Here is a 23,366-nt window from a genome sequence, read left to right on the forward strand (position 1 = left end):
AGCGAACGGAGTGAGCGTGGGGGCCTCATCAGAGCGGGGACCGCGTATGCCAGTTGGTGACTTGTTGGTAGCGGTCGGCGATGGCCAACAGGCGGCCTTCGTCGAAGTAGTTGCCGATGATCTGCAGGCCGACCGGGCGGCCCGAGCCGAAGCCGCACGGGATCGACATTGCGGGCAGGCCGGCCAGGCTGACGCCCAGCGTGTAGACGTCGGCCAGCCAGTCGGCCGTCGGGTCGTCGCGGTTGTCGCCGATGTTCTTGGCGACCGTCGGGGTGACCGGGCCCATGATCACGTCGCATTGGCCGGCATAGGCGCGCTGGAAATCCTGCGCGATCAGGCGGCGCAGGCGCTGCGCTTGCAGGTAGTAGGCGTCGTAATAGCCGTGCGACAGCACGTAGGTGCCGATCAGGATGCGGCGCTTGACCTCGCTGCCGAAGCCTTCGGCGCGCGAGCGGCTGATCATCTCGGTGAGATCGCCGTACTGCTCGGTACGGTGGCCATAGCGCACGCCGTCGTAGCGGGCCAGGTTGCTGGACGCTTCCGCGGGGGCGATGACGTAGTAGGCGGGAATGGCCAGTTCGGTGCGCGGCAGCGACACCGGCACGCGCACGGCGCCCAGCGCTTCGAACTGGGCCAGGGCGGCTTCCACCGCCGCGGCCACGTCGGCGGCCAGGCCGGCGCCGAAATACTCTTGCGGCACGCCGATGCGCAGGCCCTTCAGGGGCTGGCTGCCGGCGGCGTCAAATGCGGCCTGGGCCGAATCGAAGTCGCGGCGGACGCGGCCCGGTTCGTTGACGGCGGCGTCGCACTTTTCCAGGCTGGTGGCGTCGCGCGGATCGAAGCCGCTGACGACATCCAGCAGTTCAAGCAGGTCGCGGCTGCTGGCGGCCAGCGGGCCGGCCTGGTCCAGGCTGGAGCCGAAGGCCACCATGCCATAGCGCGAGACCGTGCCGTAGGTCGGCTTGATGCCGCTCACGCCGCACAGGGCAGCGGGCTGGCGCACCGAACCGCCGGTGTCGGTGCCGGTGGCGGCGGCCACCAGGCGGGCGGCCACGGCGGCGGCCGAACCGCCCGAGGAGCCACCCGGTACGGCGGCGTGGTCCCAGGGGTTCTTCACGGCGCCGTAGGCCGAGTTCTCGTTGCCGGAGCCCATGGCGAATTCGTCGCAGTTCAGCTTGCCGATGGACACGGCGCCGGCCGCGCCCAGGCGTTCGACGACGGTGGCGTCGAACGGGCTGACATAACCTTCCAGCATCTTGCTGCCGGCGGTGGTGCGCCAGCCGCGGGTCACGAACGCGTCCTTGTGGGCGATGGGTACGCCGGCCAGCGGGCCTGCCGTACCATCGGCCAGGGCGGCGTCGGCGGCGCGGGCCTGCGCCAGCGTCAATTCAGCGTCAATATGTAAAAAGCAATTCAGGCCGCTGGCCGCATCGGCGGCCGCCAGGGCGCTTTGCGCCAGTTCCACGGCGCTGACCTGGCGTTGGGCGAGGGCCGCGCGCAAAGCGGCGATCCCCTCGAATTGGGTGTGCAAGGCGGGTTTCGTCATGGCTCAGTCCAGGACTTTAGGGACCAGGAACAAGCCTTCCTGGGCGTCGGGGGCGTTGGCCAGCAGCGCCTGGCGGCGGGCTTCCGAGCTGGCCTCGGTCACGGCGTCTTCACGCAGGCGCAGCACGATGTCCTCATGGGCGGACAGGGGGTGGGCCAGGGGTTCGACGCCTTGGGTGTCGACGGCCTGGAGCCGTTCGATCAGGTGGAGGATGCCGTTCAACTCGGCCTGCGCGACGGTGCGCTGGTCGGGGGTCAGTTCGATTCTGGCCAGCCGGGCAATGCGGGCCACATCTGTGTCATTAAGCGCCATAGGGATTGCAAAATCGATAAGCGAAGGCCGAAGGGCGGGACTGGGCAGTATGCATGCGCCAAACCCGTTACAAAGCTTGAATAGCCTGCATTTATGCGCTATTTCCGGTGAAATTATAAGTTATGATTCACGGTTTAATCGCCGTGATGACAGGCGGACCCGACGTTTTTCGGGCCAAACGCCCCATGGCATGAACCCAATTCCCCCCAGAATTTAGCTGAGCTCCCATGTTCGGATTCCTGCGCAGTTATTTTTCCAGCGATATGGCGATCGACCTCGGTACCGCCAATACGCTGATTTACGTCCGCGGCAAGGGCATCGTGCTCGATGAGCCCTCCGTGGTCGCAATCCGTCATGAAGGCGGGCCTCACGGCAAAAAGATCATCCAGGCCGTCGGCCACGAAGCCAAGCAGATGCTTGGCCGAGTTCCCGGCAATATCGAGGCCATTCGGCCCATGAAGGATGGCGTTATCGCTGACTTCACGGTCACCGAACAGATGCTCAAGCAATTCATCCGCATGGTGCACCCCCGCAACATGCTGGCGCCCAGTCCGCGCATTATCGTCTGCGTGCCCTGCGGCTCCACCCAGGTTGAACGTCGCGCCATCCGCGAATCGGCGTTGGGCGCGGGCGCGTCCCACGTCTTCCTGATCGAAGAACCCATGGCCGCGGCCATCGGCGCCGGCCTGGCCGTCTCCGACGCCAGCGGCTCCATGGTCGTCGACATCGGCGGCGGCACCACCGAGGTGGCGGTCATCTCGCTGGGCGGTATGGTCTATAAGGGTTCCGTGCGCGTCGGCGGCGACAAGTTCGACGAAGCCATCGTCAACTATATCCGCCGCAACTACGGCATGCTGATCGGCGAGCCCACCGCTGAACTGATCAAGAAGGAAATCGGGTCCGCATTCCCGGGTTCCGAAGTCCGCGAAATCGAAGTCAAGGGTCGCAATCTGGCCGAAGGCGTGCCGCGCAGCTTCACGGTCTCGTCCAACGAGATCCTGGAATCGCTGACCGACCCGCTGAACCAGATCGTGTCCGCGGTAAAGATCGCCCTTGAGCAGACCCCGCCCGAACTGGGTGCCGACATCACCGACAAGGGTATCGCCCTGACCGGCGGTGGCGCGCTGCTGCGCGATCTGGATCGCCTGCTTCAGGAAGAGACCGGCCTGCCCGTCGTGGTGGCCGACGATCCCCTGACCTGCGTCGTGCGCGGTTGCGGCGAAGCGCTGGAACACCTTGAGAAACTGGGCGCCATCTTCATCAACGACTAATACCGCCCGCCAGCCCGGAGCCTCGCTTTTTCACGGCTCCGGCCGCTGCGGGAGCGACGGACGCGGGTGCCCGGGCTGAGATTCATGCAACGACAAGGGACCCCCCCCCTATTCAGGCGCGGCCCACCTGCGGAGGTGCGGCTGGTCGTTCTGGTCGTCCTTGCTTTGGCCCTGATCATCATGGATTCGCAATGGCGCATGCTGGAACCGGCGCGCCGTGCGATGTCCGTGGCGCTTTACCCCTTCCAGCGTGCCGTCATGGCGCCGCGCGACCTCGTCCAGCAAGTCAATGAGTGGGTCAACGCGGCCAACCTCATCCGCAGCGAAAACGAAGCCTTGCAGCGCCAGCGCATCGAACTGGCCCAGGTGGCCAGCCATGCGGCGCAACTGGCCGCCGAAAATGCGCAACTGCGCCGCCTGCTGGGCGTGACCGACACCGTGGCGCAATCGGCCGTGGTGGTCGAAGTCATGTACGAGCCCACCAACGCGTTCACCCAGCGGCTGGTGTTCAACAAAGGCAGCAAGGCCGGCCTGGCGCCGGGCATGCCCGTCATCGACGAAGGCGGCGTGGTCGGCCAGATCGTGCGCGTAACGCCGATGACGGCCGAAGCCGCCCTGGTGACGGACGAGCAGGTCTCCATCCCCGTCCAGCTGCTGCGCAACGGGCTGCGCCTGATCGCGTTCGGCGGCAATTCGCCGGGCAAGATGGAAGTCCGTTACCTTGCCGCCAATGCCGACATCAAGGAAGGCGATACTATCGTTACCAGCGGCGTCGGCGGTTTGTTCCCTGCCGGCCTGCCCGTGGCCAAAGTGACCTCGGTCGAACGCGACACCGCATCCGGTTTTGCGCGGGCCGTGTGTGAACCGCTGGCCCACCCCGAACGCTATCGCCACTTCCTGGTCTTGCAGGTGGATGTGGCCCGCGCCGAGTCCAACCGTCAGGAGGTCGATTCCGGTGGATCGGACTAATCAATCGCAACCCAGGCGCCGCCTGGGTACCCCCAGCAACGTGCATCCAGACCGCCTGTCCGGTCCGGCCCACGGCGTTTTCGTCTGGGCCACGGTGCTGCTGGTGTGGCTGGTTTCGCTGCTGCCGTGGCGCTTGTGGCAGGGCGCGCCCGACGTGCTGCTGCTGATCATCGCCTTCTGGTGCGTGCACGAGCCGCGCCGCGTGGGGCTCTTCACCGCGTTCTTCTTTGGCTTGCTGATGGACGTGCACGACGCGGGTCCGCTGGGCGAGCACGCCTTGTCGTACACGCTGGTCGCCTACGGCGCCGTCGTGTTGCATCGCCGCCTGCAACGGTTCGACCTCTGGAGCCAGGCGATGCATATGCTGCCTGTCTTCTTCATCGCCCGCTTCCTGACCCAGATCATCCACGCCTGGCTGGCCGGCAAATGGCCGGGCTGGGACTGGTGCATCAGCGTTGCCATCACGGCTGCCCTGTGGCCGTTGGCGGGCTGGGTCCTGCACTTGCCGCAGCGCGGTGCCGACGACGCCGAATCCTCCTCCGCCTGATGGCGGCGTCGCCTCATGTTTGAATTCAAGAAAACCGGCCAGCAGCAGAAGCAGCGCTTCCGCCTGCGCGCCTGGGTCGGCGGCGTGTTCGCCCTGGCGTGCTTCGGCGTGCTGGTGGGCAGGTTCTGGTATTTGCAGGTCGACCGCTACGAAGGCCTGTCCGAGCGCGCCGACCGCAATCGCATCGCAGTCGTGCCGATCCCGCCGCGCCGCGGCGAAATCCTGGACCGCAACGGCGAAATCCTGGCGCGCAACTACCGTACCTACACGCTGGAAGTGGTGCCCGCCCACGCCGGCAACATGAACGAGCTCTTCGAGCGGCTGACTGAAGTTGTCTACATCAGCCCCACCGACCAGCGGCGCTTCAAGCGGCGCGCGGCGGAGTCCAGCCGCTACGCCAGCTTGCAGCTGCGCAATAACCTGAACGAGACCGAGGCCGCGTGGTTCGCCGCGCACTCGTTCCAGTTCCCGGGTGTCGAGCTGCGTGCGCGCTGGGTGCGCGAGTACCCGCAGGGCCTGTCGGCCGCGCACGTGGTGGGCTACATCGGCCGCATCGCCGAAGGCGACAACGAAGAATTGGAACGCGCCGGGCAGTTGGGCAACTACCGCGGCACCGACGTCATCGGCAAGAAGGGCATCGAGAAGACCTGGGAAGAGCAACTGCACGGCCGTACCGGCCTGGAAGAGGTCGAAGTCACTGCCGGCGGACGCCCCATGCGCACGCTGCGGCGGATCGACCCGGTGCCGGGATCGGACATCATGCTGTCCATCGACCTGGGCTTGCAGAAGGTGGCCGAAGAGGCCTTCGAGGGCCAGCGCGGCGCGCTCGTCGCGATCGACCCCGACACGGGTGAAGTCCTGGCCTTCGTGTCGCAACCGTCCTTCGACCCCAATCTGTTCGTGGACGGCATCGACGTGGACAACTGGCGGATGCTGAACGAGTCGCCGGACCACCCGCTGATCAACCGCCCGCTGTACGGCACCTATCCGATCGGTTCGACGTATAAGCCCTTCGTGGGCCTGGCCGCACTGGAACTGGGCAAGCGCCGCGCGACCGACCGCATCTCCGACCCCGGCTATTACGAATTCGGCGGACAGAAATTCCGCAACGCGGGCGGCGCGGCCTACGGCATGACTGACATGCACAAGGCGATCGTGGTGTCGTCGGACACGTATTTCTATTCGCTGGGCCCCGAGATCGGCGTGAACGCGCTGCACGATTTCACCAAGCAGTTCGGTTTTGGCCAGATCACCGGCATCGACCTGGAAGGCGAAAAGCGCGGCGTGCTGCCGTCCACCGACTGGAAGCGTTCGGCCTACAAGGACAAGGACCGCCAGCGCTGGTACGCCGGCGAGACCATTTCCGTGGCCGTGGGCCAGGGCTACAACGCCTTCACCTTGCTGCAGCTGGCGCAGGGCACGTCGACGCTGGCCAACAATGGCCTGTATCGCCGCCCGCATCTGGTGCACGCGGTACGCGACCCGCGCACGGGCGTGGCCAAGCCCACCGAGTCCGCGCCCGATTACCGGATTCCGTTGAAGCAGGCCAACGTGGATGTCATCAAGAACGCGATGGCGGATGTGGTGCGGGCCGGCACGGCGCGGCGCGCCTTCGCCAACGCCCCGTACCAGGCGGCAGGCAAGACGGGCACGGCACAGGTGTTCAGCCTGCGCGGCGGCCACTACCGCGCCAGCGCCATCGACGAACGTCTGCGCGACCACGCGCTATTCATGGGATTTGCGCCGCTGGAGCATCCCCGCATTGCCGTGTCGCTGATCGTCGAGAACGCAGGCTGGGGCGCCAGCGTGGCCGCGCCCGTGGCGCGCAAGGTGTTCGACTACTGGTTGGCCAAAGACCGGCAGGACAAGATCGTGCGGCCGGACCGGGCCGATCCGCTGGCGTCCGTTGAATCCATTACTTCCGACGTGGTGCGCCAACAATGAAGCGCCTGGGCCTTATCCTGCTACGCGTGTTCACGGCGTTCGATTGGCCGCTGCTGGCGATTCTGATGATGTTCGCCGCGCTGGGCCTGACCGTCATGCATTCGGCGGTGGGCGGCACGGACTGGCGCTTCGCGGAGCAGTCACGCAATTTCATCATCGCGTTCTTCGCGATGTGGACGATGTCGCTGATCCCGCCCAAGTGGCTGATGAAGCTGGCCCTGCCATTCTATGTAGTGGGCGTGGTGCTGTTGCTGGGCGTGGAGTTCTTCGGTGAAACCAGCAAGGGCGCGACCCGCTGGCTGAACCTGGGTGTGACGCGTATCCAGCCGTCCGAGATGATGAAGATCGCCGTGCCGATGATGCTGGCCTGGTACTTCCAGCGCCACGAAGGCGCCGTGCGCATCCGCGACTTCCTGGCGGCTGCCGCGATGCTGGCCGCGCCGTTCGGCCTGATCGTGCTGCAGCCTGACCTGGGCACGGCACTGCTGGTGTTCGGCGCGGGTTTCTTCGTGATCTATTTCGCGGGCCTGTCGTTCAAGTTGCTGGTGCCGGTGATGCTGGCGGGCATCATTGCGATTGGGACGCTGGTGTATTACGAAGACCAGCTATGCGAGCCGGATGTGGACTGGGTGGTGCTGCACGACTATCAGAAGCACCGGGTTTGCACGCTGTTGAATCCCAGCTCCGATCCCTTGGGCAAGGGCTTCCATACGATCCAGTCGATGATCGCGGTGGGCTCGGGCGGCGTCTACGGCAAGGGCTACATGAAGGGCACGCAGACGCACCTGGACTTCATTCCCGAACGCACGACCGACTTTATTTTCGCGGTGTACGCCGAGGAATTCGGCCTGTACGGCGGCATCGCGATCCTGGTGCTGTACGGCCTGATGATGGCGCGCGGCCTGACGATCGCATCGCGCGCATCGTCGCAGTTCGGCCGCTTGCTGGCGGGGGCGCTGACGATGATGCTGTTCATCTATGTGTTCGTGAACGTGGGGATGGTGACAGGGATCCTGCCCGTCGTCGGCGTGCCGTTGCCGTTCATGAGTTACGGGGGGACGGCGTTGTTTACGATGGGGATCGCATTCGGGATCATGATGAGTATTAGCCGACATCGGTCGGTTAAGGCTTGATTGCTGGTGTCGGGCGGGCTGGTGATTCCTTGAGGGGCTCGGTGGCGCTGCGGGTCGGGTTCGTCTTACTGCAGGTCGTGATTCGTCTTGCTGAGGATCGTGCTTCGTAGGTTGCCCGTCGGTGTGAGCGTCATGGCCACTCGCGCCCACGATTGCGGTCCGGCGCCCGGGCGCCGGACGTCCCCTTCGTCATCTTCGTTGTTGCCTACGGCAACTGCCTTCAGATTCCCTCGGGCGCATCGAGGTTGCTCGCGTCCATGCCGCCCACACCGACGGGCTCGCGCCGTCTTGGTTTGGTGCGGTGCTGGACCTGTGTTCAGTTTCGAGTTTGCGTGGCCCGCCGATTGCGGCCGCGCAGGCGGCCGTAATCGGCATACGCGCTGTGCGTCGTCGGGGTGGTGATCGCTTGCGCGCTTGCGTGGGGGGCGTGCTGATGGGTCCGCAATCACGTGGGGTGGGGTAGAGATGGGCGGCAAGCCGCCCATCCGGCAGCAGGGTTCAACTGACGAAGCTTGTAGGATGGGTGAAGCGCGGTTGGGTTTTTGGAAGAACGATTGCCTCGATCGCGCGCAACCCATCTCTTGGCATGCTTCGTGATGGGTTACGTGCGCTGAACGCTCGTGTTCTTGCCGGTGTCCGCACGCACTCCACCCATCCTACGAACGGCGAACAACGCTCCGGCCTACACGCGTAGCGGCTTGCTTCCGACGCAAGACACCGCGTAAGCCCCCAAAGGCCGCCCGGGCGGCCGGCCGGGGGCGGGCCCCGCAAGATATCTCTCACCCCAATACCGCGTGCAAGAACCCTAAGCACACGGCTCCCCCCAATGGACGTCAGGTTGCAACTGCGCGAGCCCGTCGCGGCGGAGGCCTGCCGTGCGCGGGGCGTCGATAAGCCCGAGGGAATCTGAAGGCAGTTGCCGCAGGCAACAACGAAGATGACAAAGGGGGGGGCCGCCGAGGCAAGTCCGGAGCGAAGGCTCCGGACCGCAATCGTTGACCCGCGCACGGCAGGCCTCCGTCGTGACGGGCGTCCTAAGAACCAGCACCCGTCACTAAGTACGTACCGTCAACCCGGTAACGCCTCCGGCACACCCAGGTCGGCTGCCAGCTTCTTCAAGCCATCCCAGATCCGGCTATCAAATTCCACCGAATCGGCATTCACGGCGCGGTTGCGGGCTTCGTATTCGCCCGGATACTGCACGGATTCCACGCCGGGTTGCGGCTTGCATGCGTGCAGGTAGTCGATGAACGCGCCGACTTCCATCGTTCGCCAGTCGGTGTTGAAGTCCACCTGCGGATCCAGCAGCAGCGCGAACATGTTGTTCGTCGCCACGCCGATGCGCGGGTGTTCGGGCTGGATCGTGCCGCCGCCGGACAGGACGCCTGCCAGCAGTTCGGCCACCAGCCCCAGCGCGTAGCCTTTGTGGCCGCCGAAAGGAAGCAGGGCGCCGGGCGGGTCGGTGAAAAGGGCGCCCGGGTCCGTCGTCGGGTTGCCGTCGGCGTCGATGAGAGATCCCGGGGGCGCTTGTTCCCCCTTGGCCGCCAGCACGCGCGCCTTGTTCACGGCGATGGAACTGGTGGCCATGTCCACGATGAAGGGCGGACGGCCGCCCGGCAGCGGGCCGGCGAAGCACAGCGGGTTCGTGGTCAGGCACGCCTGCGCGCCGCCGAACGGCGCCACGGTGGGCGAGCGGTTGATCACGTTGGTGAAGGCCAGCAGGATCAGGCCCTTGGCCGCCACCATTTCGCCGAAGTGGCCCATGCGGCCCAGGTGGTGGCTGTGGCGCAGGGTTACGATGCATTGGCCGTGTTCCTGCGTGCGCTCGATGGCCTTTTCGATGACGACTTTGCCGACGTACTGGCCCAGGCCGTGGTGGCCGTCGTAGGCCAGCATGGCGCCGCGGTCGTTGACCAGTTCGGGCCGGCCGTCCGGCTTGGCGAGGCCTTCGGACAGCACGCGCCGGTAGTTCGTCAGGATAGACAGGCCGTGGCTGGTGTAGCCCACCCGGTCGGACTCGACCAGGTGTTCGGCCACGTCGCGGGCGATGTCTTCGGGTACGCCTTGCGCCATCAGCACGCGGCGGCCGTATTCATTGGCTTGGGCAATGGAGAGTTTCATGATGCGTACTCCTTAGAGCCAGCCGAGCCAGCGCCAGTACGTCGCGCCCATCACCAGCATCAGCAGGTAGCCCACGATGGTGACGATGATGCCGACTTTGGCGAACTGCTTGGCGTTGAAGGTTTCCGTGCCCAGGCACACCATGTTCTGCGGCGCGTTGATGGGCAGGATGAAGCCGTAGCTGACAACGAAGCCCAGCAGCATGGTCATGCCCAGGCGGCTGAAGTCGCCCGGCAGCGTGGCCAGCACCGAGATCAGGATGGGCAGCATGGCCGAGGTCAGCGCGGTGGCGCTGGCGAAACCCAGGTGGATGACGATCAGGAACGCGGCAAGGATGGCGAAGATGGCCAGCGGTCCCAGGTGATCCAGCCCGGTGTGCGCCACGACCTGGTTGCCCAGCCATTGGCCCGCTTGCGTCGTCAGCAGGGCGGTGCCCAGGCTGATACCCACGCCGAACACGATCACCGTGCCCCATGGGATGCGCGATTGCACGTCTTTCCACGTCATCACGCCAAAGCGAGGCAGCATCAGCAGGACCAGGCCGAAGTAGGTGGTCGACGTGGTGTCGAACTTGTGCAGTTTGCCTTCAGTCGACCAGAACAGCAGCAGCATGACCGACACCGCCATCAGGCGCTTTTGCGCACCCGTCATGGGGCCCAGCTCAAGCAGCGATTTTTCGACCGCTTCCTTGCCTCCGGCGATGCTATCGCTTTCCGGCGGCAGCATCTTCAGCACCACGATGATCAGCACGGCCGACATGATCAGCGACCAGGGGGCGCCGGCGATCAGCCAGTCCGACCACGCCACGCGTTCGCCCAGCATCTTTTCCATGAAGCCGACCGTCAGCAGGTTCTGGGCGGCGGCCGTCTGGATGCCGACGTTCCAGATGCTGGTGGCTTGCGCCACGATGATCATGATGCCGGCGGCGATGTTCGAGCGCTTGTCCACGCCGAAAGCGGCGATGACACCCATCATGATGGGCACCACGGCGGCGCTGCGGGCGGTGGCGCTGGGTACGACCAGGCTCAGCACGATCGTCACGGCGATACATCCGATCAGGATGCGGCGCGTGCTGGTGCCGACCTTGGACAGGGTGACCAGCGCGATGCGCCGGTCCAGCCCGGTGAAGGTCATGGCGGCGGCAATGAACAAGGCGCCGGTGACCAGCGCCAGCGCCGAATTCGCAAAGCCGGTCAGCGCCATGCTGATGGCGGCCGACGTGCCGTACAGCACGTTCGGGTCTTTGATTGTCGGAGCCGTGCCCAACAGGAAAGCCATCAGCGTCGTGATCATGATCGCGCTGGCTTCGTAAGACACGGCTTCGGTAATCCAGACCACCACGGCAAACGCCAGGATCGCCAGCATGCGGTGTCCCGCGACCGGCAGGTCGGCGGGCAGGGGCATCATCAACACCCCGATCATCACCAGGATGCCGGCGACGAGTCCGATTGGGATTTTTGCTTTCTTTGGGGCTTGCGAGGCAGGGACAGCGGCTGGCGCGGTCATATCCATCTCCGGTTAAGGTCAAACTACCGACACACTCCCCGCGAGCACGGGTTATTCAATTCGATGTGTCGGTGCTACAGGATGATCGTGACGGCATTGAGGAAAACCCGTATTGATGTGGGTCAAACCGAAGAAGATTTGCGCTTGTGGAAAACCCACGTGGGGCATTATGCTCGTCCGCCCTCGCTGGTCGCAAGTCTAGGAATGTTGCATAAATGCACCCTAATTGTGCCGAAGCCACCGCGACGGCCACGACATTCTTACGTTAATTCGTTCGTGTTATGGCGCAAATGCGCTATTCAACCCAGCGCCAGGCGCAGCTGCTCGTCCAGGTGCAGCGTGGGCGCCACGCGCCAGCCGCTCTGCGCATACCGCAGCCACCGGCCCAGCACCAAGTGCGTCAGCAGGCTGGCATGCGCGGCCACATTGGCGTCCGGCGGCAGGCCGCCGTCCGTGATGGCGATGCGCAGCGACTGCTTCAGCGACGTTTCGATGCGGTCATTGATGTGGTTGATGCGCTCTTGCAGCCGATTGTCTTCCGTGACCAGCGCGTCGCCGGTCAGCACCCGTGTCATGCCCTTGTTGCGTTCCGAGAAGGTCAGCAGCATGGAGACGGTCTTGTGCGCTTGCGGCACCCCATAGGGTTCGGCGACGGCAATCTGGTTCACCAGCGTGAAGATGCTGGTTTCGATGAATTCGATCAGCCCTTCGAACATCTGCGCCTTGCTGGCGAAGTGCCGGTAGAGCGCGGCTTCCGACACTTCCAGGCGCGCGGCCAGGGCGGCTGTGGTAATGCGGGCCGCATGCGGCTGCTCCAGCATCTCGGCCAGTGTCTGCAGAATCTGGGTCTTGCGCTCGCCGGGTTTGCTCGCCATGGAAGGGACTGCTCTCGCGCAGGCTTGACGGTGAAGGGGAGGGAGGAGCGCGCCGCTATCCCCGCAGGGGACGTCGGCGTAACAACAAATCACTGACGGAGTTTACCCGCAAGTCGACGTAGGCCGGACGATGCGAGCGGCCGCGGGAAAAGGGCGTGCCGGGGTGATAGACGTGCACGGTACGTACACCCGCCTGGCGCGCGCCGCGCAGGTTGGCCAGCGTGTCTTCCACCAGGACCGCGCGGTGGGCCGGCACGCCTTCGCGGGCCAGCACGTAGCGCAGCAGGGCGGGCGACGGCTTGGGGCGGAATTCGCCGTGCAGGCGCATGTGCTCGATGGCCCACAGGCTGTCGAACTGGTGCAGGATGCCCAGGCGGGACAGCACCGCGCGGGCGTAATGCAGCGGCGCGTTGGTCAGCAGCACCTTGCGGCCGGGCAGTTGCCGCAGCTTGTAGGCCAGCGCCTTTTCGGCGCGCACCAGCGGGTTGACGTCGAAGTCGTGGCTGCGGTGCAGGAAGTCATGCGGGTTCACGCCGTGATGCCGAACCATGCCGATCATCGTGGCGCCGTAGCGCTTCCAGTACAGCCGTCGCACGTCGTTGGCCGTGTCGATGTCGACATTCAAGGCCTCGGCCACGGCCATCGTCATGCCGTGGTCGATCTTGGGGAAGATGGCGTGCGAGGTGTCGTGGAGCGTATTGTCCAGATCGAACAGCCACAGGCGTTCGGAATCGCCCGTGGCCTCGCGGCGCGAGCGGCGCAAGCGCACCGCCGGTCGCAACAATTGTCGGCGCGCTTGCATCAAAAACGCCACCGGAGAGACATGGCACAGCCGTCCCGATCCGGGCCGCGCGGATCCGGCTCCGCCGGTCCGCAGCGGCGCCCCCTGGGGGGAAGCGCGCAGCGCTGCGGGGGGGGCATCAATGCGAGCTGATCATCGTGCCGACACCCTGGTCGGTCAGGATTTCCAGCAGCAGGCAGTGCGGCACGCGGCCGTCGACGATGTGCACGGAATTCACGCCGTTCTTGGCGGCGTCCAGCGCCGACGAGATCTTGGGCAGCATGCCGCCCGAGATCGTGCCGTCCGCGAAGAGTTCGTCGATGGTCTGGGCGGACAGGCTGCGCAGCAGCTTGCCGGCCTTGTCCAGCACGCCCGGGGTGTTGGTCAGCATCAGCAGCTTTTCAGCGCCCAGCACTTCGGCCATCTTGCCGGCGACGACGTCGGCGTTGATGTTGTAGGCCGTGCCGTCTTCGCCATAGCCGATGGGCGAAATCACGGGGATGAACTGGTCGTCTTGCAATGCCTTCACGACGGCCGGCTCGACCAGCGTGATGTCGCCCACGAAGCCGATGTCGATCGGTTCGTTGGGGTTGTCCTTGTTGGCCATCAGCTTCTTCTGGGCCTGGATCAGGCCGCCGTCCTTGCCGGTCAGGCCCACGGCCTTGCCGCCGACTTCGTTGATCATCATGACGATGTCTTGCTGCACCTGGCCGCCCAGCACCCATTCGACCACTTCCATGGTCTCGGCATCGGTCACGCGCATGCCCTGGATGAAGGTGCCTTGCTTGCCGATGCGGCGCAACGCGTCGTCGATCTGCGGACCGCCACCGTGGACGACCACCGGGTTCAGACCCACCAGCTTGAGCAGCACGACATCGTGCGCGAAGCTGCGCTGCAAGCGCTCTTCCGTCATGGCGTTGCCGCCGTACTTGACCACGATGGTCTTGCCGTGGAATCGTCGGATATACGGCAGTGCTTCAGACAGCACAGCGGCTTTGACAGCGGGGGACGAAACGGCAGCAGGGTCGGGGGTGTCGGTCATGGCAGCTAAGTCGGCAAAATAAGTATGAGAGGTTAGAAAAAATGCCTGCACAAAATCGCGTTCGGAACGCGGTAGCGCAAGCATACGACGGATTGTAGTACCCACGCGTTTCATATGCCTAAAACCTATGTCCATATGCCCGACAAATAACCGGCATTCAGGTAAATTGGGGGCGTTTTCGAGAACGTGGCGCCCCGCAAAAGGGGGCGAATCCGCATCCGGGTGGACATCGGCCCCCATTTTTATCCTTATAAGAGGCAACACATGCGTTTGAACTTCGTCCGCGCTGCCCTCGTGGCATCGGCCTTCCTGGTGGCAGCCAATGCCGCCCATGCTGAAAAAGTGGTGGTGGGCGCGACCCAGGTGCCGCATGCCGAGATCCTGGAAGTGGTGAAACCGCAGCTGGCCAAGCAGGGTGTCGAGCTCGACATCAAGGTGTTCAGCGACTATGTGCAGCCTAACCTGCAATTGGTCGACAAGCAGCTGGACGCCAACTTCTTCCAGCACAAGCCCTACCTGGATTCGTTCAACAAGGACCGCAAGGCCACGCTGGTGCCGGTGGCGCTGGTCCATGTCGAGCCCTTTGGCGGCTACTCCAAGAAGATCAAGAGCCTGGCCGAACTCAAGGACGGCGCCATCGTCGCCATCCCGAACGACCCGTCCAACGGCGGGCGCGCGCTGGTGCTGCTGCAAAAGCAGGGCGTGATCAAGCTGAAGGACCCGTCCAACATCCTGGCGACCGCCGCCGATGTGGTCGAGAACCCCAAGAAGCTGAAGTTCCGCGAGCTCGAAGCCGCGATGCTGCCGCGTTCGCTGGATGACGTGGACCTGGCGCTGATCAACACCAACTACGCGCTGGAAGCCGGGCTGGTGCCGACCAAGGACGCGCTGTTCATCGAAGGCGCCGATTCGCCCTACGCCAACATCCTGGTGACCCGCACGGACAACAAGGATGCGCCGGGCATCAAGAAGCTGGTCGATGCGCTGCACACCCCCGAAGTGAAGAAATTCATCCAGGAAAAGTACAAGGGCGCCGTGGTTCCGGCTTTCTAAGCCCGTTCTCCGCTGTCTACCGCAGGAACCGCCCGCTTGCCGGGCGGTTTTTCTTTGGACAGCGGCCGCCGGGCGGCAGAGTAACTGCCCTCGGCCTGGCGAAAAAAAACCGCCCAAAGGGCGGTCTTCTTAAACGGGCGATGCGGCGGGCATCAGCCTGCCGCCAGCGCCTTTTTCACGGTGGCGTGGAATTCGGCCACATCGTATTCGCCCAGATAGCGCTTGATGATGTGTCCCTGCTTGTCGATCAGGAACGCCGTGGGCGTCAGCCGGATGTCGCCGAAGGCGCGCGCGATGTCGCCTTTGGTGTCCAGCGCCACGGGGAAGGGCAGCTTGCGCTGTTCGGCGAAGTTCAGCACGAAGTTGGGCGGATCGTAATCCATGGCGACCGCCACGGCCTCGTAGCCCTTGGCGGCGTACTCTTTATAGGCGGCAATGGTTTCCGGCATCTGCTTCACGCAGGTCACACAGCTGGTTGCCCAGAACTTGACCAGCACGACCTTGCCGCGCAAGTCCTGCATCGAGAAGGTCTTGCCTTCCAGCGTGGTGAACGTGACGTCGGGCGCCGTCTGGGCGGGGCGCCAGACGAACCAGGCGCCGATGCCGACCGCGACCAGCACGGCCAGGGCTACGATGGCTTTTTTCATTTGATGGGCATCGCTTCAACGCCATTGCTCGTGCCGGCCGCGCTGTTATCGCTGGGTGCTGCGCCGGCGCCGCTTTGAATGGGCGCTTTGGTTTCGGTGGAGGCGTCTCGGGTGCTGCTGTTGGACAGCCGGATCGCTTCCTCGCGGCTGATGGTTTCGAACAGTTTAACCACCTTGGCGACGCCGCCGACATCGGCGGTGGCGTTGGCGGCGTACTCGCCCTCGGCCTGGGTGACCTTGCCCATCAGGTAGACGACGCTGTGGTCGGTCGTCAGCGCGATGGTGCCGGACGGCACATACTTGGTGTTGATCAGCGCGGTCTTCACCTTGGAGGTGAGCCAGGTGTCGTTCGAGCGGGTGCCGAACGAGGCGATGGGGCCCACATTCAGCTGGTTGATGACCTGTTTGACGTTCTCGACGCCTTGCGCGATGGCGGTCGCCTGGGATTTGGCTTCCTCGGTGGGGACGTCGCCCGTCAGCAGCAGATGGCCGCCATAGGCCATGGCGTTGACCCGCGCGGTATCACCCAATTTCTGCGAGATCTGGCTTTGCGCCTTGAAGGCCATGTTCTGGTCTTCAAGCTGGGTGCCTGACGTGCGGCGGTCCGTGACCACGACCGCGGTGGTGGCGGCGGCGCCGCCCACGATCAGGGGCGCGCAGGCCGTCAGCGAGAGCGCCGCGGTGGACAGTGCGGCCGCGAGCATCAGGGGGCGGACTGCGGTTCTGACGTCAGAAATCATTCGGTGTCTCCAAGCAGAAGAGCGTCGATACCGTCGCACAGTGCGTGCAGCAGCAGAATATGGACTTCCTGGATCCGCATCGTGCGATCGCTGGGAACACATAGATGGACGTCCATGGGCGTAATGAGTTCCCCCATGACGCCGCCGCCCTTGCCCGTCAGGGCCAGCACGTGCATTTCGCGTGCACTGGCGGCTTCCATGGCGCGGACCACGTTGGGGGAATTGCCGCTGGTGGAAATCGCCACCAGGACGTCGCCGGCCTGGCCGAAGGCGTTGACCTGGCGCTCGTAGATTTCGTCGAAGCCGTAGTCGTTGCCGACGGCGGTGAGGATCGCGGTGTCCGTATTGAGCGCGATGCCCGCCAGCGGCAGGCGTTCGCGTTCGAAGCGGCCTACCAGTTCGGCGATGAAATGCTGCGCGTCCGCGGCGGATCCGCCGTTGCCGCAAGCCAGAATCTTGCCGTTGTTCGCCAGGGCGCCGAATAGCACGTCCACCGCCACTGCCAGCGGTTCGGCCAGGACGTTCATACTTTGTTCGCACGCAGCCATGGCGTCGCGAAAGTGCGACGTCATACGAGAGGTCATATCCATGGGCGCGATTATCTCACGGGGCGGTCGCGCTGTTCTGTCGATGCGTAACGACGTTGCGGCAGGGCGTTACGGGGGCGCCGGGCCGGTGGCGGGACGCGCCAGGCGGCAAGCGCAATCAGGGCAGCAGGAACGCGCCGCGCAGCCATTGCGGCTGGCCGGCGTCGAACACCACGGCATCAAAGCGCGCCGCCGGCTGCCTTCCCTGCCAGTGACGCCGGGCCAGTTCCGGCAGCCATTGCGCCGCGGCGCGGGTCAACCGGGCCTGCTTGTCGCGGCCGATGCTGGCCGCCGCACCGCCAAAGCGCGTGCGTCCCCGTGCCCGGACTTCAACGAAGACCAGCGTGTCGCCGTCCCGCATGGCCAGGTCGATCTCGCCCGCCCGCGTCCACAGGTTGCGGGCCAGCAGCACCAGGCCTTGGGCCTGCAGCAGGCGCAGCGCGGCGTCTTCGTGCTGGTCGCCGCGGCGTTGCATGGGCGAGCGGCGCGGGGGCGCGTCCTCGGGGGCTGCGCGCTGCCGGGCGCGGCGGCGGCGCTTGTCGGCCCGGCGGCGGGCCGCCAGCGCCAGTTCACAGGCCAGGCGCAGCGTGTCGTCCGTCATGGGGGGCTTCCGAAATAGGCGGGCATTGGCGGCTACACTGACATGGTTTTCCGTGTCAGTAGGCTGCAATGAATCAAAATGTCTCACCCCCGCCTGCCGGCGATGCCTGGAGCCGCGTTGCCGAACGCGTGGCCGGGCAGCATTGGCCCGCGTCGACCTTGTACGTGGTGGCCACGCCGATCGGCAATCTGGGCGACTTGGGGCTGCGAGCCTGGCATGCCCTGCAACGCGCCGATGTCATCGCGGCCGAAGACACGCGCGCCAGCCGTACCCTGCTGGACGCCTGGGGCGTCAGCACGCCGCTGATGGCGGCCCACCGCCACAACGAGGCCGCCGCTGCCCAAACCATCTGCGAACGCCTGGCCCAGGGCCAGCGCGTGGCGCTGGTGTCCGATGCGGGCGCGCCCGCCGTCAGCGATCCGGGCGCCCGCGTGGTGCGCGCGGTGCGCGAGGCCGGTTTCACCGTCGTGCCGGTGCCGGGTCCCAGTGCGGTGATCGCGGCCTTGATGGGCAGCGGCGTCACCACCGACGAAAACCCGGCCTATGCCTTCGCCGGCTTCCCGCCGCCCAAGGCCGTGGCCCGCCAACGCTGGCTGCGTTCGTGGTGCGCCTTGCCTGCGCCTGTCGTCATGTTCGAATCGCCGCACCGGTTGGCCGCCACGCTGGCCGACCTGCTGGAAGTCTGCGGCCCCGACCGCCAACTGACCGTGGCGCGCGAACTCACCAAACGGTTCGAAGAAATCGCCACCATTACGCTGGGCGAAGCCGCGGCCTGGCTGGCGGCCGACTCGCATCGCGAACAAGGCGAATTCGTGCTGATCGCGCACGCCCAGGCCGGTCAAGACGTCGACGAGGAAGCCGACCCGCGCACCGATGTGCTGCTGGACGCGTTGCTGGAATCGATGTCCGTGCGCGACGCCGCCCGCGTGGCCGCCAAGGTCACGGGCGTGGCCCGCGACGTGTTGTACAACCGGGCGCTGGCCCGCAAGAAGTCGTCGGAGTAAGGCATGGTGTATTCAACGGTCGTGTCGAACAAACCCGCCGACCCCCTCGAACCGATCGCTTACCGCGACATGGCCACGCCGCTGGGCGAACTGCGCCTGGTGGCCAGCCCCAAGGGCCTGCGCGGCGCGTGGTTCACCGATCAGGAATTGCTGCCCTCGGCCGAAGGCTGGACGCATACGGAAACCGATCCCATCCTGGAACAGGCGCGGCGCGAGCTGGAAGAGTGGTTCGCGGGCAAGCGCCAGGGTTTCGACGTGGCGCTCGACCCGGTCGGCACGACGTTCCAGCACAAGGTCTGGCATGCGTTGTGCGCCCTGGATTTCGGCAAGCTCACCAGCTATGGCGATCTGGCGCGCACCGTAGGGCGGCCCAAGGGCGCCCAGGCGGTCGGTGGCGCGGTCGGCCGCAATCCGATCATCATCATCATCCCCTGTCACCGCGTGATCGGGGCCGATACCTCGCTGACGGGATTTGGCGGCGGGTTGCCGCGCAAGCAGGCGCTACTGGCGCACGAAGGCAATCGGTACGTCAGCCGCAACGCGCGGGCGCGCCGCGTCTGCGACGGGCAGGCCGAATTGCCCTGGTAAGCATAGCGGCTGACGCGGGCGGGCCCGTCGCTTATTGCGTGGCGATGCTCGGCAGGATGCCGATGCGGTCCGAGACCAACTGCACGTCGTTCATGGCGCTTTGCCGATCGGGGTAGGGCCCGATCCTGACCCGGTACAGGTTGTTGGACTGCTCTACCTGGGCGGGCGGCGCGCCCGCTGCGCCCAACTGCGAATTGATGCGGGCGACGAGCGATTGCGCGTTGGCCGGCTGGCTGAACGCGCCGACCTGCAGATACACCGTGCCGGCGCCGCCCGACGGGGCCTGGCGAACCGGCGCGGAGCCGGGCGCGGGGCCTGGCAGCGGCTCGGCCGTCAGCGCGACGGGCGTGGCGGCCACCGGCGCCATTACGGGCATCGAGCCCGTGGCCGATGCGGGTTCCGGTGCGGCCGGCGCGCCTTGCGAGGCCAGGCGCCGGATCTCTTCCTGCGGAATGCTCTCTACCACCACCTGACCGCTGCCCGGCCCGATGATGCCCAGCTTGTACGCAGCGACGTACGACAGGTCCATGATCCGGTCGCTATGGAACGGCCCGCGGTCGTTCACCCGCACGACGATCGTCTTGCCGTTGACCAGGCTGGTGACGCGCGCATAGCTGGGGATCGGCAGCGTCGTGTGGGCGGCCGTCATGGCGTACATGTCGTAGGACTCGCCGATGGACGTGGAATTGCCGTGGAATTTCTTGCCGTACCAGGACGCGATGCCGCGCTGCTTGTACGGCTGGCCGCTGGTGTCGGGCACATAGCGCTGGCCGAACACCACGTACGGCCGGTTGGCGCCGCTGGCGTAGGGTTCGATGCGCGGCACCGCATCGGGCACCTGGTCCAGGTTCGACGGGGGATTCGCATCCGGGCCGTCGTCCTTGTAATACCCGCCGCCCTTTTTGCGTCCACCGGTGGAAGAACATCCGGCCACGGCAATGGCCAGCAACAGCATCAGGATCAGGTGGAGCGGGCGGGACAGGGTCATGCGGATTCGACGGGCAATTGGTTGCGGTGGCGCACCAGCAGGGGATCGTGGTCGGCAAAGCGCAGTGCCAGCTGTTCGACCACATAGACCGAGCGGTGCTGGCCGCCGGTGCAGCCGATCGCCACGGTGAGGTAGTTGCGGGTGTCCTGGGTGTACTGCGGCAGCCAGCGGTTCAGAAAGCCGGCGATGTCGTCGATCATCTGCCCGACCTGCTCGTACCCGGCCAGCCACGTGGCTACGGGCTCGTCGCGGCCGGTCAGCGGACGCAGGTTGCGGTCGTAGTGCGGGTTCGGCAGGCAGCGCACGTCAAACACCAGATCGGCGTCGCCGGGCACGCCGCGCTTATAGGCGAAGGATTCGAACGTCAGCACCAGCGGCGCGCGGTCGGCCTGGATCAGGTCGCGGACCCAGGCGCGCAATTGGCCGGGCGTCAGGTCCGAGGTGTCAATCACGTGCTCTTGTTCGCGCAGCGGCGCCAGCAGTTCGCGCTCCAGCGCGATGCAGTCGGTCAGCGAGGGCGCGGTGCCGCCGCGCTGCAGGCGATCGGTCAGCGGATGGCGGCGGCGGGATTCGGAGTAGCGCTGCACCAGCGTGGCGGTGTTGGCGTCCAGGAAGACCACGCGCAGGCTGGTGCCCATGGCGCGCAGGGCCGTGACCACATCGGGCAGTTCCGCCAATTCGCCGGGGGACCGGACGTCGATGGCGACGGCAACGCGCTCCAGGCCGTCATCGCGTGCGTTGGCGATGAACTCGGTCAGGAAGCGCACGGGCAGGTTGTCGACGCAGGTGTAGCTCGCATCCTCGAGCATGCGCAGGGCAACGGATTTGCCTGAGCCTGAGATGCCGGTGACAAGGACGACTTTCAACATGGACATGATTGTGGCACGCTTTTTCCAGGACGATGCCGGCGGGATGGCATCTGATATGGCCGTAAACTGGGAATCTGCGCCTGTACCGTTTCAACTGCCCTGGCGTAAGCTTGGGGCCGGATACTTTGATCGATTCACTTACGCGCCCCGCCGTCATGCGCTTCGGGGGATTGGAATTCGACATAGATGTTAGCCCTCATTTCCTTTCGTAGTGTTTCACTGCCGCGGTTTGGGGCGATTTTCCGCGTGATGGCCATGGCTGTTGTTGCCTTTATGACAACGTCCGCGCTGGCGCAGCCGGCCTCCCCAGACACCTTGCGCCCCGACACCATGGCGGCCCGGGTCGCGGCCTGTACGGCCTGTCATGGGGCGCAGGGCCGGGCCGGCACCGACGGCTACTACCCGCGCCTGGCCGGCAAGCCGCAGGAATACCTGTATCACCAGCTCCTGAATTTCCGCGATGACCGGCGCCAGTACCGCCCCATGGCGCATCTGCTGGCCGGTTTGCCCGACGACTACCTGCGCGAGATGGCCGCGTATTTCTCCGAACAGCACGTGCCGTATCCGGCGCCCGTGCGCGCGCAGGTCTCCAGCGCCACGATGGAAGCGGGCCGCACGCTGGCCTTGAACGGCGACGCGGCCCGCGGCCTGCCCGCCTGTGCGTCCTGTCATGGCGCGGCCCTCAGCGGCCTGATGCCGGCCATCCCGGGCTTGCTCGGCTTGCCCCGCGACTACATCGGCTCGCAGATCGGCAGCTGGAAGAACGGCTTGCGCCGCGCCGCCGCGCCCGACTGCATGGCGGACATCGCCGACAAACTTACCCCTACCGACATCGGCGCCCTGGCGGCGTGGCTGTCGTCGCAACCGGTCGTCGAGCCCTATGCGCCCGAGGCCGCCGGATCGCTGCGCCTGCCCGCCGAGTGCGGCAGCCAGGCGCAACGCTGAGAGGGGGCCCCGATGAAACTGCTAAAGAGAATCCTGGGTGTGGTGTTGCTGGCGGCGGTCGTCACCGCAGGCAGCCTGTATTGGCTGGGCACGCGCGATGACACCAGCACGGGGCCTGCCGCGGCGTCGGCCGACGCCTCCACGCTGATCGAGCGCGGGCGCTACCTGGCGCTGGCGGGCAACTGCATGGCCTGCCACACCAGCCGGGGCGGCAAGGCGTTGGCCGGCGGCACACCGATACCGACGCCGTTTGGCACGGTGTATGGGCCGAACATCACGCCGGACGACAAGACGGGCATCGGCACCTGGACCGCCGACGATTTCTGGCAGGCCCTGCACAACGGCAAGTCCAAAGACGGCACCTTGCTGTATCCGGCCTTCCCGTACACCGAATACACGCGCGTCACGCGCGCCGATGCCGACGCGCTTTATGCCTACCTGCGCAGCGTGGCGCCCGTCAGCCAGCCCAACCGTCCACCCGAACTCGACTTCCCCTACGACCAACGCGCCTTGCTGGCCGCGTGGCGCGCGCTGTATTTCAAGCCGGGCGTCCAGGAGCCCGAAGCGGGCCAGTCGGTGCAGTGGAATCGCGGGCGCTATCTGGTGGAAGGGCTGGGGCACTGCGCCGCCTGCCATACGCCGCGCAACAGCCTGGGCGCGACGCGTTCGTCCGAATCGCTGACGGGCGGCGTCATTCCCGTGTTGGACTGGTACGCGCCGCCGCTCACGAACGACATGCAGACGGGCATGGGCCGCTGGACGGCGGCCGATATCGCGGCCTTGCTCAAGACCGGCATTTCGGCGCATTCCAGCGCCAGCGGCCCGATGGCCGAAGTGGTGCTGGGCAGCACGCAGCACCTCACGGATGACGACGCGCTGGCGATCGGCGTCTACATCAAGTCGCTGCCGGCCACGCCGGCCTCCCCGCAGCGGCAGAGGGTGGCGGCGGCGCCAGCCGCGATGGAACTGGGCAGCAAGATCTACGAACAGCAGTGCGCGCAATGCCATCAGGCCAAGGGCGAGGGCAGTGGCACCGCCTGGCCGGCGCTGGCGGGTAATCCCACGGTCACGGCGCCGTCGCCGGTCAACGTGATACGCATGGTGCTCGACGGCGGCTATGCGCCGGCAACGGCCGCCAATCCCCGGCCGCACGGCATGCCGCCGTTCGGGCAGATCCTGAACGACAACGATATCGCCATGCTGGTGTCCTACTTGCGCAATAGCTGGGGCAATGAGGCCGGCGGCGTCACCGCGCTGGAGGTCAAACGAGCGCGGGCGGCATCGACGTTGAATTGAC

23 protein-coding genes are annotated in these 23,366 nt (G+C 65.9%); 10 read left to right on the forward strand and 13 right to left on the reverse strand.

Translation table 11 applies throughout. The features are described 5' to 3' along the window. Positions 1 to 28 precede the first annotated feature (28 nt). Both gatA and gatC read right to left on the reverse strand, forming a co-directional pair. Entirely contained in the window at positions 29 to 1,546 is a 1,518-nt protein-coding gene (gene gatA / locus CEY09_RS11250; RefSeq protein WP_088588686.1) for an Asp-tRNA(Asn)/Glu-tRNA(Gln) amidotransferase subunit GatA, read from the reverse strand. Positions 1,547 to 1,549: 3 nt separating this feature from the next. After that, entirely contained in the window at positions 1,550 to 1,858 is a 309-nt protein-coding gene (gene gatC / locus CEY09_RS11255) for an Asp-tRNA(Asn)/Glu-tRNA(Gln) amidotransferase subunit GatC (protein WP_006224749.1), read from the reverse strand. A 227-nt stretch (positions 1,859 to 2,085) separates the two neighbouring features. On the opposite strand from gatC, the gene CEY09_RS11260 reads away from it, so the two are divergent. The 5 genes from CEY09_RS11260 (at position 2,086) to rodA (ending at position 7,722) form a co-directional block, all read left to right on the forward strand. After that, positions 2,086 to 3,129: a rod shape-determining protein gene (locus CEY09_RS11260; protein WP_006216320.1), complete on the forward strand. Its 1,044-nt coding sequence runs from the start codon at positions 2,086 to 2,088 to the stop codon at positions 3,127 to 3,129. Positions 3,130 to 3,213: 84 nt separating this feature from the next. After that, positions 3,214 to 4,098: a rod shape-determining protein MreC gene (gene mreC, locus CEY09_RS11265; protein ID WP_035213078.1), complete on the forward strand. Its 885-nt coding sequence runs from the start codon at positions 3,214 to 3,216 to the stop codon at positions 4,096 to 4,098. Continuing rightward, complete coding sequence (gene mreD / locus CEY09_RS11270; RefSeq protein WP_035213076.1) at positions 4,085 to 4,645, forward strand: rod shape-determining protein MreD; 561 nt, start codon at positions 4,085 to 4,087, stop codon at positions 4,643 to 4,645. The genes mreC and mreD overlap by 14 nt, the downstream gene beginning before the upstream one ends. A 15-nt stretch (positions 4,646 to 4,660) precedes the next feature. After that, positions 4,661 to 6,589: a penicillin-binding protein 2 gene (gene mrdA, locus CEY09_RS11275; protein WP_088588687.1), complete on the forward strand. Its 1,929-nt coding sequence runs from the start codon at positions 4,661 to 4,663 to the stop codon at positions 6,587 to 6,589. Next, positions 6,586 to 7,722: a rod shape-determining protein RodA gene (gene rodA, locus CEY09_RS11280; RefSeq protein WP_006224745.1), complete on the forward strand. Its 1,137-nt coding sequence runs from the start codon at positions 6,586 to 6,588 to the stop codon at positions 7,720 to 7,722. The genes mrdA and rodA overlap by 4 nt, the downstream gene beginning before the upstream one ends. Positions 7,723 to 8,790: 1,068 nt before the next feature. Here rodA and CEY09_RS11285 read toward each other — a convergent pair. The 5 genes from CEY09_RS11285 to argB form a co-directional block, all read right to left on the reverse strand. Next, positions 8,791 to 9,843, reverse strand: a complete 1,053-nt coding sequence (locus CEY09_RS11285) for an Ldh family oxidoreductase (RefSeq protein ID WP_006224744.1) — start codon at positions 9,841 to 9,843, stop codon at positions 8,791 to 8,793. A gap of 12 nt (positions 9,844 to 9,855) precedes the next feature. After that, the gene (locus CEY09_RS11290; RefSeq protein WP_035213074.1) at positions 9,856 to 11,349 is read right to left on the reverse strand and encodes a DASS family sodium-coupled anion symporter; all 1,494 of its coding nucleotides are present in this window, start codon (positions 11,347 to 11,349) and stop codon (positions 9,856 to 9,858) included. Positions 11,350 to 11,648: 299 nt separating this feature from the next. Beyond that, the gene (gene slmA / locus CEY09_RS11295; RefSeq protein WP_088588688.1) at positions 11,649 to 12,224 is read right to left on the reverse strand and encodes a nucleoid occlusion factor SlmA; all 576 of its coding nucleotides are present in this window, start codon (positions 12,222 to 12,224) and stop codon (positions 11,649 to 11,651) included. A gap of 55 nt (positions 12,225 to 12,279) precedes the next feature. Further along, positions 12,280 to 13,026 carry a pyrimidine 5'-nucleotidase gene (locus CEY09_RS11300; protein ID WP_088588689.1) on the reverse strand — a complete coding sequence of 249 codons (747 nt, stop codon included), beginning with the start codon at positions 13,024 to 13,026 and terminating at the stop codon, positions 12,280 to 12,282. A gap of 118 nt (positions 13,027 to 13,144) precedes the next feature. Next, positions 13,145 to 14,047 (reverse strand): acetylglutamate kinase, encoded by a 903-nt coding sequence (argB, locus tag CEY09_RS11305; protein WP_006224740.1) that lies wholly within the window; start codon positions 14,045 to 14,047, stop codon positions 13,145 to 13,147. A gap of 264 nt (positions 14,048 to 14,311) precedes the next feature. Between argB and CEY09_RS11310 the strand changes: the two genes are divergently transcribed. Continuing rightward, positions 14,312 to 15,100: a MetQ/NlpA family ABC transporter substrate-binding protein gene (locus CEY09_RS11310; protein ID WP_088588690.1), complete on the forward strand. Its 789-nt coding sequence runs from the start codon at positions 14,312 to 14,314 to the stop codon at positions 15,098 to 15,100. A gap of 152 nt (positions 15,101 to 15,252) precedes the next feature. On the opposite strand, the gene CEY09_RS11315 is transcribed toward CEY09_RS11310, so the two are convergent. The 4 genes from CEY09_RS11315 to CEY09_RS11330 form a co-directional block, all read right to left on the reverse strand. Then, complete coding sequence (locus tag CEY09_RS11315) at positions 15,253 to 15,747, reverse strand: peroxiredoxin family protein (protein ID WP_088588691.1); 495 nt, start codon at positions 15,745 to 15,747, stop codon at positions 15,253 to 15,255. Beyond that, on the reverse strand, positions 15,744 to 16,487 hold the full coding sequence (locus CEY09_RS11320) for a BON domain-containing protein (protein ID WP_088588692.1): 744 nt from the start codon (positions 16,485 to 16,487) through the stop codon (positions 15,744 to 15,746). Before CEY09_RS11320 ends, CEY09_RS11315 begins: the two co-directional genes overlap by 4 nt. Then, positions 16,484 to 17,077, reverse strand: coding sequence for a phosphoheptose isomerase (locus tag CEY09_RS11325; protein WP_006224736.1), 594 nt, complete (start codon positions 17,075 to 17,077; stop codon positions 16,484 to 16,486). Before CEY09_RS11325 ends, CEY09_RS11320 begins: the two co-directional genes overlap by 4 nt. A gap of 115 nt (positions 17,078 to 17,192) precedes the next feature. Next, a complete protein-coding gene (locus tag CEY09_RS11330; RefSeq protein WP_088588693.1) occupies positions 17,193 to 17,675 on the reverse strand; it encodes a YraN family protein in 483 nt (160 codons plus the stop codon). Between the two features lie 68 nt (positions 17,676 to 17,743). On the opposite strand from CEY09_RS11330, the gene rsmI reads away from it, so the two are divergent. Further along, positions 17,744 to 18,679: a 16S rRNA (cytidine(1402)-2'-O)-methyltransferase gene (gene rsmI, locus CEY09_RS11335; protein WP_088588694.1), complete on the forward strand. Its 936-nt coding sequence runs from the start codon at positions 17,744 to 17,746 to the stop codon at positions 18,677 to 18,679. Between the two features lie 3 nt (positions 18,680 to 18,682). Beyond that, entirely contained in the window at positions 18,683 to 19,267 is a 585-nt protein-coding gene (locus CEY09_RS11340) for a methylated-DNA--[protein]-cysteine S-methyltransferase (protein WP_088588695.1), read from the forward strand. A gap of 31 nt (positions 19,268 to 19,298) precedes the next feature. On the opposite strand, the gene CEY09_RS11345 is transcribed toward CEY09_RS11340, so the two are convergent. Further along, positions 19,299 to 20,255 carry a septal ring lytic transglycosylase RlpA family protein gene (locus CEY09_RS11345; protein ID WP_088588696.1) on the reverse strand — a complete coding sequence of 319 codons (957 nt, stop codon included), beginning with the start codon at positions 20,253 to 20,255 and terminating at the stop codon, positions 19,299 to 19,301. Beyond that, positions 20,252 to 21,124 (reverse strand): RNase adapter RapZ, encoded by an 873-nt coding sequence (gene rapZ / locus CEY09_RS11350; RefSeq protein ID WP_006224731.1) that lies wholly within the window; start codon positions 21,122 to 21,124, stop codon positions 20,252 to 20,254. Before rapZ ends, CEY09_RS11345 begins: the two co-directional genes overlap by 4 nt. 186 nt (positions 21,125 to 21,310) lie before the next feature. On the opposite strand from rapZ, the gene CEY09_RS11355 reads away from it, so the two are divergent. Next, positions 21,311 to 22,069, forward strand: coding sequence for a c-type cytochrome (locus CEY09_RS11355; RefSeq protein ID WP_088588697.1), 759 nt, complete (start codon positions 21,311 to 21,313; stop codon positions 22,067 to 22,069). Between the two features lie 12 nt (positions 22,070 to 22,081). After that, positions 22,082 to 23,365 (forward strand): cytochrome c, encoded by a 1,284-nt coding sequence (locus tag CEY09_RS11360; RefSeq protein ID WP_088588698.1) that lies wholly within the window; start codon positions 22,082 to 22,084, stop codon positions 23,363 to 23,365. The last annotated feature ends 1 nt before the right edge of the window (position 23,366 follow it).

It is taken from the genome of Achromobacter marplatensis, from assembly GCF_002209535.1.
Classification (GTDB): Bacteria; Pseudomonadota; Gammaproteobacteria; order Burkholderiales; family Burkholderiaceae_B; genus Achromobacter; species Achromobacter marplatensis.